Raw genomic sequence first — 16,682 nt, forward strand, 5'->3', positions numbered from 1 at the left:
ATTGCCTGCCGTAATCATAGCCCAGGAGACGCCGCGCCAAGCTGAAGTTCTGCGTCTCCTGGAACTCTCTGACGCCTACGCCGCCTCGCTCTACCCCGCCGAGAGCAATCACATGGTCGATCTGTCGAACCTGGAAAAGCCGGAGGTATCGTTCTTCGTCGCACGGCGTGGCGGCGATACCGTCGGCTGCTGCGCCCTGGTTGATGCCGGTGACGGGACTGCGGAAATCAAGCGCATGTTCGTCGATCCCGAGGCGAGGGGGCTGAGGGTCGGCAAGTTGTTGCTGCAGGCGCTGGAGGTGCGCGCGGCGCAACTCGGACTGGTGGCAATCCGCCTCGAAACAGGCATCTATCAGCCCGAAGCGATAGGCCTTTACAAGGCGGCCGGCTACGTCGAGCGCCCGCCGTTCGGGGGGTATCAGCCGGATCCGCTGAGCCTCTTCATGGAGAAGCCCGTTCACGTTGCGTAAGCTCGAGCGGCCTTCAAACCCTGAATACAGAAACGGCGGCCTGTGAGCCGCCGTTTCTGTATGGATTATTGTGATCCTGCTTGCCGGCAGAAAGCCGGCTCAGATGTCCAGGTTGTCCGCAAAGACAGCGCGCTCCTGGATGAAGCGGAAGCGGGCATCCGCCTTCGTGCCCATCAGGTTGTCGACCGCTTCGCGCGTGCCCTCGAAATCGACATCGTCGATCTCGACCTTGAGCAGCGTGCGGAACTTCGGATCCATCGTCGTTTCCTTGAGCTGCGCCGGCAGCATCTCGCCGAGACCTTTGAAGCGGCCGATCTCGACCTTGCCGCGACCGGCAAACTCGGTGCGCATCAGCTCCTCGCGGTGCGCGTCGTCGCGGGCATAGAGCGTCCTTGCGCCCTGGCTGATGCGATAGAGCGGCGGCACGGCGAGATAGAGGTGACCGCCGCGGATCAGTTCGGGCATCTCCTGGTAGAAGAAGGTAATCAGCAGCGAGGCGATATGTGCGCCGTCGACGTCGGCGTCGGTCATGACGACGATGCGCTCGTAGCGCAGATCCTCTTCCCGGTACTTGCTGCGGGTGCCGCAGCCAAGCGCCTGGATGAGGTCGGCAATCTGCTGGTTGGCGCCGAGCTTTTCTCGACCAGCGCTCGCCACGTTGAGGATCTTGCCGCGCAAGGGCAGGATCGCCTGGTTGGCGCGGTTGCGCGCCTGCTTCGCCGAGCCGCCTGCTGAGTCCCCTTCGACGATGAAGAGTTCGGCGCCTTCAGCGGTGTTCTGCGAGCAGTCGGCAAGCTTGCCGGGCAGGCGCAGCTTGCGCACGGCCGTCTTGCGGTTGACTTCCTTTTCCTTGCGCCGGCGCACGCGCTCCTCGGCGCGCTCGACCACCCAGTCGAGCAGCTTGTCGGCCTCGGCCGGATTGTCGGTAAGGTAATGGTCGAAGGGATCGCGCAGCGCATTTTCGACGATGCGTTGTGCTTCGACTGTCGCTAGCTTGTCCTTGGTCTGGCCGACGAATTCCGGTTCGCGGATGAACACGGACAGCATTCCGGCGGCCGAGATCATCACGTCATCGGTGGTGATGAGCGCTGCACGCTTGTTCTGCTTCAGCTCGGCATAGTTCTTCAGTCCCTTGGTCAGCGCGATGCGGAAGCCCGCCTCGTGTGTACCACCCTCAGGCGTCGGAATGGTGTTGCAGTAGGAATGAACCTGCTGGTCGCCGCCATACCAGGTGACCGCCCATTCTAGCGAACCGTGACCGTTGGCCTTCTCCGATTTGCCGGCGAAGATCTCGCGGGTAACGGTGAATTCCTTGCCGAGCGTCGCCGCCAGGTAGTCCTTCAGGCCGCCCGGGAAGTGGAAGACGGCCTTGTCCGGGATCTCCGAACCTTCCTGCAGCAATGACGGATCGCAGGACCAGCGGATCTCGACGCCACCGAAGAGATAGGCTTTCGAGCGCGCCATGCGGAAAAGCCGGCCGGGCTCGAAATGCGCGTGCGGTCCGAAAATATCCGGGTCCGGATGGAAGCGGACGCGCGTGCCGCGGCGATTGTGCACGTCGCCGAGTTCCTCGAGCCCGCCCTGCGGAATACCGCGGGAGAAGCGCTGGCGATAGAGCTTGCGATTGCGGGCGACCTCGACTTCGAGCGCGTCGGAGAGTGCGTTGACGACGGATACGCCGACGCCGTGCAGACCGCCCGAGGTCTCGTAGGCCTTGCCATCGAACTTGCCGCCGGCATGGAGCACCGTCATGACGACTTCGAGCGTCGACTTGCCGGGGAATTTCGGATGGTTTTCGACCGGGATGCCGCGGCCGTTGTCGGTGACTGTCAGGAACCCGTCCGCGTCGAGATGGACCTCGATGAAGTTCGCATGGCCGGCGACCGCTTCGTCCATCGAGTTGTCGATGACTTCGGCAAAGAGATGGTGCAGCGCCTTCTCGTCGGTGCCGCCGATATACATGCCCGGGCGACGACGGACCGGCTCAAGGCCCTCGAGCACCTCGATCGCCGACGCATCGTAATCGCTGCCATCGCTGCCTTTCGGGGCAGGGCGCGGCTCTTCGCGCGCGATGGGGGCTGCAGCCACGGCCGGCTTGGCGCTCGGCTGTACGGCCTTCGGTTGCTCGGGCATTGAGAAGAGGTCGCTGTTGTCGTCCATGGGGCCGTTCGGATCGTTCCTGTCGTTCGGGAATGCCAGAGGCCATAGCAAGCCCCAGGCTCTGCCGCCATCCCCCGGCGGTCGAATCACCTGAATTCTGCCAGACTCTCACAGGATACGCGAACAAAAGGAGAATTTCTGGCGCCGGCCGCCGATGATTTTTCGCACGAACGGCCGTGTTTCGGGCCAAGTGTTGCTTTGCGGTGCGGCCAATGGCAAGGCTTGCGGCGAAAGAGGGAGCCCGTCATTTGGCCGTGTCCACAGTTGTTTTTCCGTTTCGTGCCTGCCTGTTCGCCCTAGCCTTGGCAATTGCCGCCTCGTCGGCAGAGGCGCAGACGCTCAAGCCCTACAAGGACGATCTGTTCTCCTATGCCAAGGTGCTCGACCAGGAGGATGGTGGTGACGACCTGACGGTCGACTACCAGGAACTGCGGGATATCAACGAACGCGACGAAATCCCGGAACGCCGGGTGAAGCGCGCCTATGTGTCGCTTGGCGTGAAGAACGAGCAGGTCAATGAAACGCTCGATATCGGTGGCCGCGCGCTCGACGTGACCCGTGTCGGCCCCGATCGCGGCGCCAGCTTCTCGGTCATCTTCATCCATGGCCGCAGCGGCGACCGTCGGCTCGGTGCCAACGACTTTTCCTTCGGTGGAAACTTCAACCGGCTGAAGAACCTCGCCGTCGCCAATGGCGGCGTCTACTACGCCCCGAGCGTCCGCTCCTTCGATACGGCAGGTGCCGCCGATATCGCCGGCCTGGTTCGATACGCGTCCGAACGTTCCGGAGGCCGTCCGGTCGTGCTCGCCTGCGCCTCGATGGGAAGCTTCATCTGCTGGGGTGTCTCGCGCGACGCCTCCGCCGTCGCAGCACTCTCCGGCATGATGGTCATGGGCGGCGTCAGTGATCCGGACTTCACGAAAAGTGCCGCCTACAAGGCGAAGCTGCCGATGTTCTTCAGCCATGGAAGCCGTGACAGCGTCTATCCCGCCGAAGGCCAGAAGGCGCTCTATCGCTCTCTCAAGGCCAAGGGCTATCCGACGCGCTTCGTGCTTTTCGAAACCGGCTCGCACGGAACGCCGGTGCGCATGACCGACTGGCGCGATGCGCTGAACTGGATCGGCAGCCGCTAATGCATGTCGCGCAAAAGTGTGCAGCGGTTTTGCTGCAGCGACATGCATCAAAACAAGAGCCTAAGGCCTGGTGCGTGAATCTTCGTTCACGCGACAGGCGATAGGCGTCGCCCTGCTGCTGCGGATTTGTTAACCAGCCCGCCAATTTGCGAGCGAAACAAAGGCCTGCGTTTCCACTCTGGAAAGTTGAAGTCGTGATGATACCGGCAACTATGGCTGGGATGGACTTCATGGACGCGCGCACCGAGACACGGCACATTCCGCTGTGTGTGGATCTTGACGGCACTTTGCTGGCCGCCGACACCCTGTGGGAAGGGGCGGCGATCATCCTGCTGCGCAATCCGCTGATGCTGTTTCCGATGCTGGTCTGGCTGGCAAAAGGTAAGGCACGCCTGAAGCACGAAGTGGCCCTTAGATCCGGCCGCCGTGCGGAAGACTGGCCTTATCGGCAGGCCGTCATCGACCGGCTCATGGAGGAAAAGAAGAGCGGGCGAGAACTCGTGCTCGTGACCGGCGCAGCACCGTCCGTTGCAAACGACATTGCCGCCCATGTCGGCATGTTCTCCTCGGTCATGCATTCGACCGACGCGCTCAACCTGACGAGCAGCAACAAGCGCCGGGCGCTGGTAGAGCGGTACGGCGACGGCGCCTTCGACTACATGGGCAACAGCCGTGACGATATCGCCGTCTTTGAGGTGGCACGCCGCGCGATCGTGGTCTCGCCCGATGCGGCCGCGGAAAGATGGCGTCGCAACCATGATGCCGAACGGCTCGATACCGGCAAGGTCAGCGCGCTTGCGCCGATGAAGTCGATCCGCGTGCATCAATGGGCGAAGAACGTGCTCATCGGCGTGCCGATGATCCTCAACCACGAGGTACTGCACTTCGATGCGATCGTCAGCGTCATCATCGCCTTCTTTGCCTTCAGCTTCCTCGCATCCGCCGTCTACGTCATCAACGATCTTTCGGACCTTGCCAACGATCGCCGCCATGCGAAGAAACGTTACCGGCCGCTCGCGAGCGGCCAGATGTCCGTGCCGACAGCGCTGGTGCTTGCAGGCTGCCTCATCATCGCGTCCGTGGCGCTGACCGTTCTGTTGCCCTGGAAGTTTGCCGGGGTGCTCGCCTTCTACGCCTGCGCGACGACGGCCTATACCTTCGTGCTGAAGCGCAAGCTGCTCGTCGACGTGTTCACGCTCGCCGGCCTCTACACCACACGCATCGTCGCTGGCGCGGCCGCGACCGGCACGGAACTGTCCTTCTGGCTGGTGTCCTTTGCGATCTTCTTCTTCCTGAGCCTCGCGCTGGTGAAGCGTTACGTCGAGCTGCACGAATTCGAGGACAAGGACGGCGGCAACGTGCCGGGGCGTGGCTATCTCGCTGTCGACTTCGAGATGGTCGGCCAGGCCGGCGTTGCCTCCGCCTTCACCTCGGCCCTGGTTCTGGCGCTCTACGTGCACAGCAAGGAACTGCAGGAGATGTACACCACGCCCTGGGCGTTGTGGCCGCTCTGCCCGCTGGTGCTCTATATGTTGCTGCGCATTTGGATGCTTGCGCGCCGCGGCATGCTGCATGAGGATCCGGTCGTCTTCATCATGCGCGACTGGCGCAGCCAACTGACCATGCTGATCGGCGCGCTGCTGATCCTATTTGGAGCCATCGGGCCGCAATGACCCTGCAAGACCATGAAAGCTGGGGCCGCATCGACAATCGCGTGCGGCCTGGAATTTCGCCTGACGACTATGAAGACCGGCTCGGCAGCCTTGAGGCCGAAGGCTATCTGCCTTTCGGCAACGGACGCAGCTACGGCGACAGCTGCCACAACGATCGCGGTACGCTGATCGAAAGCAACCTTCACGGCCGGATACTCGCCTTCGATCCCGGCACCGGCATGATGACCTGCGAGGCGGGGGTGACGCTGCGCCAGGTGCTGGAACGGGCGATCGAGCATCGTTTCTTCCTGCCGGTGACGCCTGGCACGGCTTTTGTCACCGTTGGCGGCGCGGTCGCCAACGACGTGCACGGCAAGAACCATCACGCGCGCGGCACCTTCGGCAATCACGTGACGCGTTTCACGCTGCTGCGCTCGACCGGCGAACGGCTGACCTGCTCGCCGGTCGAAAACCCGGAACTCTACGCCGCGACCATCGGCGGTATGGGGCTGACCGGACTGATCCTCACCGTCGATATCCGGTTGATGAAGGTGCCGTCGCCGCATGTGCAGCAGCACGCGATCCGTTTCGAGAACCTGGACCAATATTTTGCCCTCGTCGACGGCGTCGATGCCGAGCATGAATACTCCGTCGCCTGGATCGACCAGCTCGCAAAGGGATCTCGAATGGGCAGGGGCGTGCTGCTCGCCGGCGATCATGCCGACGGTTCCTGCGAACTGCCCGACATCCCCAAGGGATTGAAGCTGTCCGTGCCGTTTTCGCCGCCGTTCAACCTCCTCAACCAGGCAACGCTCAAAGGCTTCAACGAGTATTACTTCCGCAAGGTGAAGCCGGGCGAGACGGTGACGACCGTTCCCTGGACGTCCTATTTCTATCCGCTGGATGCGATCGGCGCCTGGAACCGGCTCTATGGCCCGCGCGGGCTCTACCAGCATCAGAGCGTCTATCCCGCGGAAAACGCACCGGAGATCACGGCCAAGCTCATGGAAACCGCCCGCCAGGCCGGCCATGCGTCGTTTCTGACGATCCTGAAGCGTTTCGGCGACATCGGCTCCCGGGGCATCTTGTCCTTCCCGCGTCCCGGTTTTACTTTGACGCTGGACTTCGCCAATCAAGGTGAACGGACAGTAAAGCTGCTCGATGCGCTCGATCGCATCGTAGTCGAGGCCGGCGGTGCGATCAATCCGTACAAGGATGCCCGCATGAGCCCGCAAGTCTTTGAAAAATCTTTTCCTTTCTGGAGAAAGATCGAAACGTTGCGCGACCCTGCGCTGGTTTCGAACTTCTGGAAACGCACGGCTCTGGCTTTGCCAGAATGAGAATGCAGACAATTTTATTCAATTAAATGCGCAAACTTCACGGAATATCCGTCTCTTGCCCGTAAGTAGATTTTCGGGACTGGGAGTAAAACTATGAAATATATTCCATTCATTCTCTTTACCGTGCTCACCAACGCCGCCGCTCAGCTGATGCTGAAGCAGGGCATGATGACGCTCGGACCGATTTCGATGACTGCCGAAACCGCGATCGTCCGGCTGTTTCAGATCGTCTTCAACCCATGGGTCTTTGCCGGTCTTGCGACCTTCGTCATCTCGATGGCGTCGCATCTTTATGTGCTGTCGAAGGTCGAGCTTTCCTTTGCCTATCCGTTCCTGAGCCTCGCTTACGTTCTCGTTGCGGTCTTCGCCTATTTCGTCTTTCGCGAAGACCTCAATGCCTGGCGTATCGCCGGCATCGCGCTGATCTGCGCCGGAACCGTTCTTATCGCCCAGTCGGGCATCTCATCCAGCGCCGACGAGAAATCGGCTGATGCCGCCGGGGTGAGCACCGCAGAATTCGGGAGCAAGTCATGAAACACATCATCTTTGGTGGCGACGGCTTCGTTGGCCGTCATTTGGCGGAACGCCTCGTCAAGGAAGGCGAGGACGTCGTTGTCGCCGATATCGTCAAGTCCGACCTGCCGCACTACGGCCGCGTCCGCTTCGTCCATTGCGACGTCACCGATCTGGAAGCCGTCCAAAAGGTCGGCATCGGCGCCGACGACATGATCTACAACATGGCGGCCAAGATGCTGTCGCCGTTGCAGGTCCGCGCCAAGCGCTGGGAGTTCTTCTGGCCCGTCAATTATTACGGTGCCGAAAACATCATGAAGGGGATGGATACCGCCGGCGCATCACGCCTGGTGCAGTTCACCACCGACATGATCTATGGCCACACCGTCCAGTCGCCGCAAACCGAGACCCATCCGGCAAAGCCGCTCGGCGAATATGGCAAGTCGAAATGGGCAACCGAGCAGCTGGCCATGCAGTGGCGCAAGCAGGGCATGAACATTTCGATCTTCCGCCCGCGCCTGATCATCGGTCCCGGCCGTCTCGGCATCCTCGAGAAATTGTTCAAGCTGATCGACCTGAACCTGCCGGTGCCGATGATCGGCTCGGGCAAGGTGCCCTACCAGTTCATCTCGGTCTTCGATTGCGCCGAAGCTGCGCGCCTTGCCTGGAAGGGCGGCGTGCCGAACGAAGCGTACAATCTCGGCTCTGACAATCCGCCTTCGGTGCGGGAGTTGCTCGGCAACCTGATCAAGCACGCCGGCTCGAAGTCGTTCCTGCTGCCGACACCGGCCTTTGCGGTGAAGCAGACGCTGGCGCTGTTCGACCTGATCAACAAGCCGATCATGGATCCGGAGCAGTACCTGATCGCCGACGAAATGTGCGTGCGCGAGACCGGCAAGCTGAAGCGCGAGCTCGGCTGGCGCGCGGAGTTCAACGATGGCGACATGTTGATCGCCGCCTATGATGAATATCGGGCCAAGAAGATGGGCGCCGCAGTTCCTGCAACTGTCGCCGTGCCGGCCGAATGAGGGGAGAGATCATGCTGGACAGACCGAACCGTATTGCCGTTGCCGCCCCTTCGCTCGGTGGCGGCGTTGCCAGGCCCGATCTCATCACCGTCGAACAGGCGAAAGCCATGTCGATCGGCGACATCACCTCCGCGTTCAAGGAACACCTGAACCCGGGCCAGCTCCACTTCATGAAGCTGCTCGGCTTCCACAAGGTGAAGATCGAGAGCGCCGAGGGCATGTTCTACACCGACCAGAACGGCCGCCAGATCCTCGATTTCTTCGGCGGATTCGGCTCGCTCGCCTTCGGCCACAACCATCCGCGCATTCTGGAAGCCCGACAGAAATTCCAGGACGAAAAGCGCCACGAGATCGCGATCGCCTTCATGTCGCAATATGCAGCGGCGCTGGCGAAGAACATCGCGGCCTGCTCGCCGGGTGATCTCGACATGGTGTTCCTCGGCTCTTCCGGTTCGGAGGCCATGGAGGCTGCCGTCAAGCTTGCCGAACGTGCCGCCGGCCCGAAGCGGCCGAAGGTCGTCTATGCGGAGAATTCCTTCCACGGCAAGACCAAGGGCGTGCTCGCCATCACCGATGGCCAGCTTTACCGCGCCGACTTCAAGATCACGGACAACACCGTGCGCGTGCCCTTTGCCGATATCGACGCGGTGGAGAATGCCTTCAAGTCCGACCCGGAAATCGGCGTCATCGTGCTCGAAACCATCCAGGGCGGCGGCGGCATCATCCAGGCACCGGCGGAGTACTGGCAGAAGCTGCGTGCGCTCTGCGACAAATACGGCGTGCTCTGGGTCGCCGACGAAGTGCAGTGCGGCTATGGCCGCTCCGGCCGCTTCTATGCCTTCGAGCATTACGGCGTCGTGCCTGACGTGACGGCGCTCGCCAAGTCGCTGGGCGCCGGCAAGGCCGCCGTCGGCGCGATGATTGCCCGCCGTGAGGTCTACATGAAGGCTTACGGCACGCCGAAGACCGCCATGATCCATGCGATGGCCACGTTCGGCGGCATGGGCGAGGCCTGCGTCACGGCGATTGAAGGCATCAATGTGCTTTACGACGAGCACCTGATCGACCGCGCCGCCGACAGCGGCAACTATCTGCTCGAGCGTCTGCAGGCGCTGAAAGAGAAGTATCCGAAGATCATCAAGGACGTCCGCGGCAAGGGCTTGATGGTCGGCCTGGAATTCCAGGACTTCAGCCAGACGCTGCCGATGGTGCTGCGTCCTGTTGTCTCGATGCTCGACGACAAGCTCAAAGGCTCGCTCTCCGGCTTCATCGGCGCGCTGCTCCTGCGTGACTACGACGTGCTGGTGGCCTTCACCGAATACAATCGCAACGTCATCCGGCTCGAACCGCCGCTGATCTGCGAGCGCGGTCATGTCGACCAGTTCATCGCCGCCCTCGACGACCTGCTCGGCCGCGGCATCGTGCGGATCGTCAAGGATTTCGTCGGCAGCCAGATCGGTTGATCGAGAAGCCTATCGACTTGCAAAGGACAGGGGCGTTCAGCGCCTCTGCCCTTTGATGTTCATGTCGAACTCGACGACGTTGGAATAGATCGGCGTGCCGACATCCATGCCGTAGGGTGATCGGTGGATATTGCCGCGGATGTTGAAGGCGATCGAGCCGCGGTTCCAGTCAAGCAGCGTTACCGAGAAGCGCTCCTTTCTCGACGTGCCGCGCGCCGTCAGCGTTCCCTCGACCGCGGCCGTGTCCGGTCCGGTCTGTTTCACGGTCGTCGAATGGAATGTGACGGTGCTGAAGTTTGCGGTATCGAAGACGGCGCTCGACTTCAGGAAGTCCTCGATCCGCTTTTCTCCGGTTTTCACGCTCTCCGGGTAAAGCGTGAATTCGACCGTCGAATGGCCGACATCATTTCGGTCGATGCGGAAGTTGCCGGAAAACTTGGCGAAATCGCCGACAATGCCGCCGCCGCCCGCTTGCGCAACGGTGAAATGGATACGCGAAGCCGGCGTGATCCCGTAGTTGCCGGCAGCATCGGCAAGGTCCGGCGCGGCTGCCGTGGCGGGCGACGGAATGCTCCCGAGCGCCAGCAGCAGCGTGAAGGCAATGGCCTTTGTTGGTGATTGCGAGTGCAGTGTCATGGTTTCTTCCTTCCGGCGATAACCGGATCCGAACCAGCCGCTTGGGAGGAAGCGCGTTGGCGTGATCCGGTCTGAAGCATGCGGACGAGGACGTCGTCGCGGCGTGCGAAGTGATGGTAGAGGGCGGCCAGGACGTGAAGCGCGACGAAGCAGAGCAGGAGGTAGGCGAGCGTCATATGGACGAGCGTCCAGAGGTCTTCGGCCGCTTCCGATTTCGCCATCGGCAGGTGGGGGATGACGATCCAGTTGAAATAGAAGCTCGGTATGTTCAGCGTCGATGTCGAGGCCACCGCCCAGCCGGCAAGCGGAACGGCGAGCGCGAGGAGGATGAGCACCACATGGGTGGCGCTGGCTGCACGGCGCTCGAGCGCGTTGAGGCCTGCGGGCGGACGCGGACGAACCTCGACCAGGTGCCAGAGCGCGCGGATTGTCGCCAGACCGAGCGCGGTGAAACCGAGCGACTTGTGCCATTGGTAAAGCGAAAACTGCAGCACCGGATCGACGGGCGTTCGCCGCATGCTGAAGCCGAGGCCGAGTAGGGTGAGGATCAATGCCGCAATCGCCCAGTGAAGGACGATGGTGATCCACCCAAATCCGGCTTTGTCGTTGCGCAGCATGTTCGACCCCATGGTCGCTCGCCCGGCCGCTATTGGCTCGGCGACTGCGGTAAGACTCATGAGTTCGTGCTTTTATTCGCCTAGAATACCATAAAATTGCACTGAGATCTTGTTGATCTCGGCAAGCTATGGTCCATTTGCTGGTGGAGGGGACACGGAGGGGTTGTTCCTGGGAGCATGTGGACTGGCGTACATGACAAAGAAGAAAACGACACCAATGAACCCGCACGAGCGGGAAGCCTACGAACACGGCCGCGCGGGCATCCGGCTTGGAACCGAAGGCAACTATGGCGAAGCGGTCGACGCCTGGCGTCTGGCATCCAACATAGCCGATGTCCACCTCGCTTTCACGGACATGTATTATTGGGTCAAGAGCGGCTACGGCGCCGCCCTTTGCGATGCCGGGCACCATCGGGAGAGCATTGCCGTCTCCCTGCTTGCCCGTGAGTGGACGCTCGCGCGGCGCCAGCCGCTCTCGTCGCTTTCGATCGCGCGCGCTTATCTGGCGCTCGGCGAAGGCGAGGCGGCAGCACCCTATCTCCGCGAGGTTCACGCCCTGATCGGCGACGCGATCTTCGAGCAGTTCGACGAGGACGCTGAAGCCGACGTTCACGCGGCGATCGCCGGCTTGGAGAACGGCGGCAATCAGCCGACGGCCGGCCGCCCGAAGTGAAGGCAGGCGTATAGCCTAGTAACAGCGGTGCCGGAATCTGGCGAGATGCCGGCAGTTCTGACTTTGGCGTTTTCTCGCCATGATTTCATTTTATCCGCCGATTGCCCCTTTAACGGGTGATTCGAGGTCCGCCGGTCTGGTTTGGGCCTTTTTTTAACATTTTGATTTTTCTAAGGAGTTTCCCGTGAGTGAAACCGTATTGCCGTCCGATGCCGAAATTACCCTTCGGCGCATATCAGCCTTGACCGTCTGCGACGTCTGCGAACTCAGCGAGACGCTGAGCGACGAACAGCGCAACATGGTGGCGGACAACGGCACCTCGATCGCCGAGGCGCATTTTTCCGAGAATGCCTGGTTCCGTGGGGTCTATGCCGATGAGACGCTCATTGGCTTCATCATGCTGCACGAAGGATCCGACTGGGATGACGGCATCGATTGCCCGGGAGTCTATCTCTGGCGCTTCATGATCGCTCGGCCTTTCCAGGGCAAAGGGTATGGCAAGCAGGCGATTGCCCTTGTCGTGCGCGATCTGAAGGCGCGGGGCCTGCATGAGCTCTACACGAGTTACGGGCAGGGCCCTGGCAGCCCTGAGGGCTTTTACCAAGGCCTCGGCTTCAAGCCGACGGGCGAGTACTATGATGACGAGCTTGAGGCTGTGCTGAAATTCTAAGGGCGCCGGGATACGGGGAAAAAACCTCCCGTGTCTCTCCCAGATGTTCAAGAGTTGGAACATGAGTATTGATCTTCACGAGGCCAATCGCCTCTCGTGGAATGCCGCGACCGTCGCGCACAACAGTCACAAGGGCGACCAGGCCGCTTTCTTCCGCGCCGGCGGCTCCACGCTCTATCCGGAAGAGATCGAGTTGCTCGGCGATATCGCTGGGCTCGACGTCCTCCACCTGCAATGCAATTCCGGCCAGGATAGCCTGAGCCTGGCGCGGCGCGGCGCGAACGTGACCGGCGTCGATATCTCGGATGAGGCGATCGCCTTTGCCACACGGCTTTCGGCGGAAAGCGGCATCGCCGCCGTCTTCGAGCGGTCCGACCTGTTCGGCTGGTTCGACGACGCCCGCAAGGCCGGCCGCCGGTTCGATCGCGTCTTTGCTTCCTATGGTACCATTTGCTGGCTATCGAACCTCGGTGTCTGGGCGCGTGGCATTGCCGATGTGCTGAAGCCCGGCGGGCGTTTCGCCTTCGTTGAATTCCATCCCTTTGCGATGGTTTTCGATCAGGGCTGGAAGCCACACTACGACTACGCGCCCAAAGACCCGGTCGCGGAAGCGGGCGTCGGTGACTATGTCGCCGACTCGGGCGCAGGCCTTGCCCATGGCGGCTATCAGGAGGGCGTGGTGGGATTCGCCAATCCGCACCCGTCCTTCGAGTTCAACTGGGGTATCGCCGATGTTGTGCAGGCGCTGATCGACGCCGGGCTCCGGATGGAAGTCCTGAAGGAATACCCCTATGCCAATGGCTGGGTGGCGTTTGAAGGCATGCGCGACCTTGGCGGCGGGCGCATGGCGCCGCCGGCGGCCATGCCGAGCCTGCCGCTGATGTATGCGATTGTGGCCGCAAAGGTCGGGTCGACGGCGGAATATCGCGAGAAGGCAGGGCGTCCTTCGTCATGATGCTGGCGACGCGCAACGCCTGATGGCGGGGCAGGGCAACCGGCCCCGCGGCCCATGAATAATCGCCGGCGGTGCTTTTATTTGCCGGCTGCATTTGCTAGGCCGCTTCCGGAGAAAAGTACCCGGAGGAAATAGCATGACGCCCGATATCCGCCCGCTCGTCGCCGGCAACTGGAAGATGAACGGAACCCGCGCTTCGCTCGATCAGATCAAGGCGATGGCCGAAGGGGTCAAGGGCGAACTCTCCGCCAAGGTCGAAACGTTGATCTGCCCGCCGGCAACGTTGCTCTACGTGGCGACGGCGCTTTGCGACGACAGCCCGCTGCTGATCGGCGCGCAGGACTGCCACCAGAAGCAGTCGGGCGCCCACACTGGCGACCTTTCCGCCGAAATGATCGCCGATTGCTTCGGCACCCACGTCATTGTCGGCCATTCCGAGCGCCGCACCGATCATGCCGAAAGCGATGCGCTGGTACGCGCAAAGACGGAAGCGGCCCATTCGGCCGAACTCGTCGCGATCGTGTGCATCGGCGAGACCGGTGATGAGCGCAAGGCCGGCAAGACGCTCGATGTTTTGAAGCGCCAGCTCGCCGAAAGCCTGCCGGATGCAGCAACCGCGGAAAACACCGTGATTGCCTATGAGCCCGTCTGGGCGATTGGCACCGGCCTGACGCCGACGGCCACGGATGTCGAGGAAGCCCACGCCTTCATGCGCAAGGAGCTGATCGCACGCTTTGCCGACGCCGGCGCCAAGATGCGCATCCTCTATGGCGGCTCGGTCAAGCCGTCCAATGCGAAGGAATTGATGGGCGTTGCCAATGTCGACGGCGCACTGATCGGTGGCGCAAGCTTGAAAGCCGAAGACTTCCTCGCCATCTACCGGGCTTATGAAGAATTGACGGCCTGATCGCCCGGGTTACCGGGCAGGGGCTTTTAATGGCGCACGGCATGGTATAAAGAGGCGCGAAAATTGCGCCCGGCCATGCCGAGTTTGCGCAGGGTTTGATTCGTGTGCCCCAAGGGCAGGACTGGAAGCTGATGCAGACCGTACTACTCGTCATCTATCTCATGGTCGTCGTCGCCCTGATCGGCGTCGTACTCATTCAGCGTTCCGAAGGCGGTGGCCTGGGCATCGGCGGCGGCTCGGGCTTCATGTCCGCGCGCGGCACGGCCAATGCGCTGACCCGCACGACGGCGATCCTTGCCGCGCTCTTCTTCGTCCTGGCGCTCGGCATGGGCATTCTCGCGCGTTACCAGCCGCAGGCGACCGACATCCTCGACCGTATCCCGGGCACCAGCTCGAACGGCGGTGGCGTTCTCAATTCGCTCGGTGGCGGCGCTCCGGCTCCGGCTGGCGGTGCGACTGGACAGCAGCCGGCAACCGGCAACGCCGCTCCGGCCGACAATGGCGTTCCCTCGACGACCGCACCGGCAACGACGGGCGAAGCCCCGGCCGGCGGCGCAACGACCCCGGCGCCCGCCGCTGGCGCCAACAGCAATACGGGATCGCAAGTTCCCAGCGGCCAATAAGGTCGCAATTCTGAAGAACCCGCCGGCGGATGTTTCATCCGCCGGTTTTGTTTTGTGTGAAATCTGCCTCCATCCCAAGACGAAAAGTTCTGGAACATGAATTTTTCGGTGGCGGAATCATTTGTTAAAAGGTATCCGGTGACTCCCATGGCGCGATATGTATTCATCACAGGCGGCGTGGTTTCCTCCCTCGGAAAAGGCATCGCTGCAGCGGCTCTCGGAGCACTGCTGCAGGCGCGTGGCTACCGGGTGAGACTGCGCAAGCTCGACCCCTATCTCAACGTTGACCCGGGCACCATGAGCCCGACCCAGCACGGTGAGGTTTTCGTAACCGACGATGGCGCGGAGACAGATCTCGATCTCGGCCACTATGAACGCTTCACAGGGCGTTCGGCGACGAAGACCGACAACATCACCACGGGCCGGATCTATAAGAACATCATCGACAAGGAACGTCGCGGCGACTATCTCGGCGCAACCGTTCAGGTGATCCCGCACGTTACCAACGAAATCAAGAACTTCGTCACCGAAGGCAACGACGACTACGACTTCGTTCTCTGCGAAATCGGCGGCACCGTCGGCGACATCGAGGCGATGCCCTTCATGGAGGCGATCCGCCAGCTCGGCAACGACCTGCCGCGTGGCACCGCCGTCTACGTCCATCTCACTCTGATGCCCTATATCCCGGCTGCCGGCGAACTGAAGACCAAGCCGACGCAGCATTCCGTCAAGGAACTGCAGGCCCTCGGCATCCACCCTGATATCCTCCTCGTTCGTGCGGACCGCGAAATTCCGGAGGCCGAGCGTCGCAAGCTCTCGCTCTTCTGTAACGTCCGCCAGTCGGCAGTCATCCAGGCGCTCGACGTTGCCTCGATCTACGACGTTCCGATCGCCTACCACAAGGAAGGCCTCGACAACGAAGTGCTGGCAGCCTTCGGCATCGAACCGGCGCCGAAGCCGCGCATGGACGCCTGGGAACGGGTTGCCGATCGCATCCGCACGCCGGAAGGCGAAGTCACGATCGCGATCGTCGGCAAGTACACCGGCCTCAAGGATGCCTACAAGTCGCTGATCGAAGCGCTTTACCATGGTGGCATCGCCAACCGGGTGAAGGTCAAGCTCGAGTGGATCGAATCGGAAGTCTTCGAGAAGGAAGACGCAGCGCCCTACCTTGAAAAGGTACACGGCATCCTCGTTCCCGGCGGTTTCGGCGAACGCGGTTCGGAGGGCAAGATCAACGCGGCGCGCTTTGCCCGCGAGCGCAAGGTGCCGTATTTTGGCATCTGCTTCGGCATGCAGATGGCTGTCGTTGAAGCTGCCCGCAACCTCGCCGGCATCGAGAAGGCGTCCTCCACCGAGTTCGGTCCGACCAAGGAACCGGTCGTTGGTCTGATGACCGAGTGGGTGAAGGGCAACGAACTCGAGAAGCGTTCCGCATCGGGTGATCTCGGTGGCACGATGCGGCTTGGCGCCTATCGCGCATCGTTGAAGGCCGACACCAAGATTGCCGAGATCTACGGTTCGACCGAGATCTTTGAGCGTCACCGCCACCGCTACGAAGTCAACGTTGACTACAAGGATCGGCTTGAGTCCTGCGGTCTGGTGTTTTCGGGCATGTCGCCGGACGGCATCCTGCCGGAGACGGTCGAGTATCCGGATCATCCGTGGTTCATCGGCGTTCAGTACCACCCGGAACTGAAGTCGCGTCCGCTCGATCCGCATCCGCTGTTTGGAAGCTTCATCGAAGCTGCACTGGAACAGTCGCGTCTCGTTTGAGGCGCACAGGAAAGACAAGCAAAAGGCCGGTCGCAAGACCGGCCTTTTTCATTTCTGCCGTTGCGCT

General features: G+C 61.8%; 16 protein-coding genes. 13 read left to right on the forward strand and 3 right to left on the reverse strand.

The window, feature by feature from the left end; all coding sequences use genetic code 11:
• The first annotated feature begins 1 nt into the window (after position 1).
• Positions 2–469, forward strand: coding sequence for a GNAT family N-acetyltransferase (locus ASD63_RS26645; RefSeq protein WP_034795918.1), 468 nt, complete (start codon positions 2–4; stop codon positions 467–469).
• Between the two features lie 99 nt (positions 470–568).
• Here the strand turns inward: ASD63_RS26645 and parE are convergent, their stop codons facing one another.
• Positions 569–2,629: a DNA topoisomerase IV subunit B gene (gene parE, locus ASD63_RS26650; RefSeq protein ID WP_034795915.1), complete on the reverse strand. Its 2,061-nt coding sequence runs from the start codon at positions 2,627–2,629 to the stop codon at positions 569–571.
• Between the two features lie 212 nt (positions 2,630–2,841).
• Here parE and ASD63_RS26655 point away from each other — a divergent pair, with 212 nt between their 5' ends.
• From ASD63_RS26655 to ASD63_RS26680, 6 genes are all read left to right on the forward strand, one after another.
• A complete protein-coding gene (locus ASD63_RS26655; RefSeq protein WP_063979520.1) occupies positions 2,842–3,762 on the forward strand; it encodes an alpha/beta hydrolase in 921 nt (306 codons plus the stop codon).
• A 230-nt stretch (positions 3,763–3,992) separates the two neighbouring features.
• The gene (locus ASD63_RS26660) at positions 3,993–5,435 is read left to right on the forward strand and encodes a UbiA family prenyltransferase (RefSeq protein ID WP_034796036.1); all 1,443 of its coding nucleotides are present in this window, start codon (positions 3,993–3,995) and stop codon (positions 5,433–5,435) included.
• Positions 5,432–6,754, forward strand: a complete 1,323-nt coding sequence (locus ASD63_RS26665; protein WP_034795908.1) for an FAD-binding oxidoreductase — start codon at positions 5,432–5,434, stop codon at positions 6,752–6,754. The genes ASD63_RS26660 and ASD63_RS26665 overlap by 4 nt, the downstream gene beginning before the upstream one ends.
• A gap of 93 nt (positions 6,755–6,847) precedes the next feature.
• Positions 6,848–7,288: an EamA family transporter gene (locus tag ASD63_RS26670; RefSeq protein WP_034795905.1), complete on the forward strand. Its 441-nt coding sequence runs from the start codon at positions 6,848–6,850 to the stop codon at positions 7,286–7,288.
• The gene (locus ASD63_RS26675; RefSeq protein ID WP_034795903.1) at positions 7,285–8,295 is read left to right on the forward strand and encodes an NAD(P)-dependent oxidoreductase; all 1,011 of its coding nucleotides are present in this window, start codon (positions 7,285–7,287) and stop codon (positions 8,293–8,295) included. The genes ASD63_RS26670 and ASD63_RS26675 overlap by 4 nt, the downstream gene beginning before the upstream one ends.
• 11 nt (positions 8,296–8,306) lie before the next feature.
• Complete coding sequence (locus tag ASD63_RS26680) at positions 8,307–9,758, forward strand: aspartate aminotransferase family protein (protein WP_034795901.1); 1,452 nt, start codon at positions 8,307–8,309, stop codon at positions 9,756–9,758.
• 36 nt (positions 9,759–9,794) lie between these two features.
• Here ASD63_RS26680 and ASD63_RS26685 read toward each other — a convergent pair whose 3' ends face one another.
• Both ASD63_RS26685 and ASD63_RS26690 read right to left on the reverse strand, forming a co-directional pair.
• On the reverse strand, positions 9,795–10,394 hold the full coding sequence (locus tag ASD63_RS26685) for a YceI family protein (RefSeq protein WP_060516885.1): 600 nt from the start codon (positions 10,392–10,394) through the stop codon (positions 9,795–9,797).
• Positions 10,391–11,011: a cytochrome b gene (locus ASD63_RS26690; RefSeq protein ID WP_034796035.1), complete on the reverse strand. Its 621-nt coding sequence runs from the start codon at positions 11,009–11,011 to the stop codon at positions 10,391–10,393. Before ASD63_RS26690 ends, ASD63_RS26685 begins: the two co-directional genes overlap by 4 nt.
• Before the next feature lie 193 nt (positions 11,012–11,204).
• On the opposite strand from ASD63_RS26690, the gene ASD63_RS26695 reads away from it, so the two are divergent.
• The 6 genes from ASD63_RS26695 to ASD63_RS26720 all read left to right on the forward strand — a co-directional run bounded on the left by ASD63_RS26695 (position 11,205) and on the right by ASD63_RS26720 (position 16,615).
• Positions 11,205–11,684 (forward strand): hypothetical protein, encoded by a 480-nt coding sequence (locus ASD63_RS26695; RefSeq protein ID WP_060539243.1) that lies wholly within the window; start codon positions 11,205–11,207, stop codon positions 11,682–11,684.
• Positions 11,685–11,868: 184 nt separating this feature from the next.
• Positions 11,869–12,354, forward strand: coding sequence for a GNAT family N-acetyltransferase (locus tag ASD63_RS26700; protein WP_034795892.1), 486 nt, complete (start codon positions 11,869–11,871; stop codon positions 12,352–12,354).
• 61 nt (positions 12,355–12,415) lie between these two features.
• The gene (locus ASD63_RS26705; RefSeq protein WP_051659339.1) at positions 12,416–13,309 is read left to right on the forward strand and encodes a class I SAM-dependent methyltransferase; all 894 of its coding nucleotides are present in this window, start codon (positions 12,416–12,418) and stop codon (positions 13,307–13,309) included.
• A gap of 136 nt (positions 13,310–13,445) precedes the next feature.
• Complete coding sequence (tpiA, locus tag ASD63_RS26710) at positions 13,446–14,216, forward strand: triose-phosphate isomerase (RefSeq protein WP_034795878.1); 771 nt, start codon at positions 13,446–13,448, stop codon at positions 14,214–14,216.
• Positions 14,217–14,347: 131 nt separating this feature from the next.
• A complete protein-coding gene (secG, locus tag ASD63_RS26715) occupies positions 14,348–14,839 on the forward strand; it encodes a preprotein translocase subunit SecG (protein ID WP_034795875.1) in 492 nt (163 codons plus the stop codon).
• A gap of 138 nt (positions 14,840–14,977) precedes the next feature.
• Positions 14,978–16,615 (forward strand): CTP synthase, encoded by a 1,638-nt coding sequence (locus ASD63_RS26720; protein ID WP_082572995.1) that lies wholly within the window; start codon positions 14,978–14,980, stop codon positions 16,613–16,615.
• The last annotated feature ends 67 nt before the right edge of the window (positions 16,616–16,682 follow it).

It is taken from the genome of Ensifer sp. Root558, from assembly GCF_001427045.1.
Lineage (GTDB): Bacteria > Pseudomonadota > Alphaproteobacteria > Rhizobiales > Rhizobiaceae > Ensifer > Ensifer adhaerens.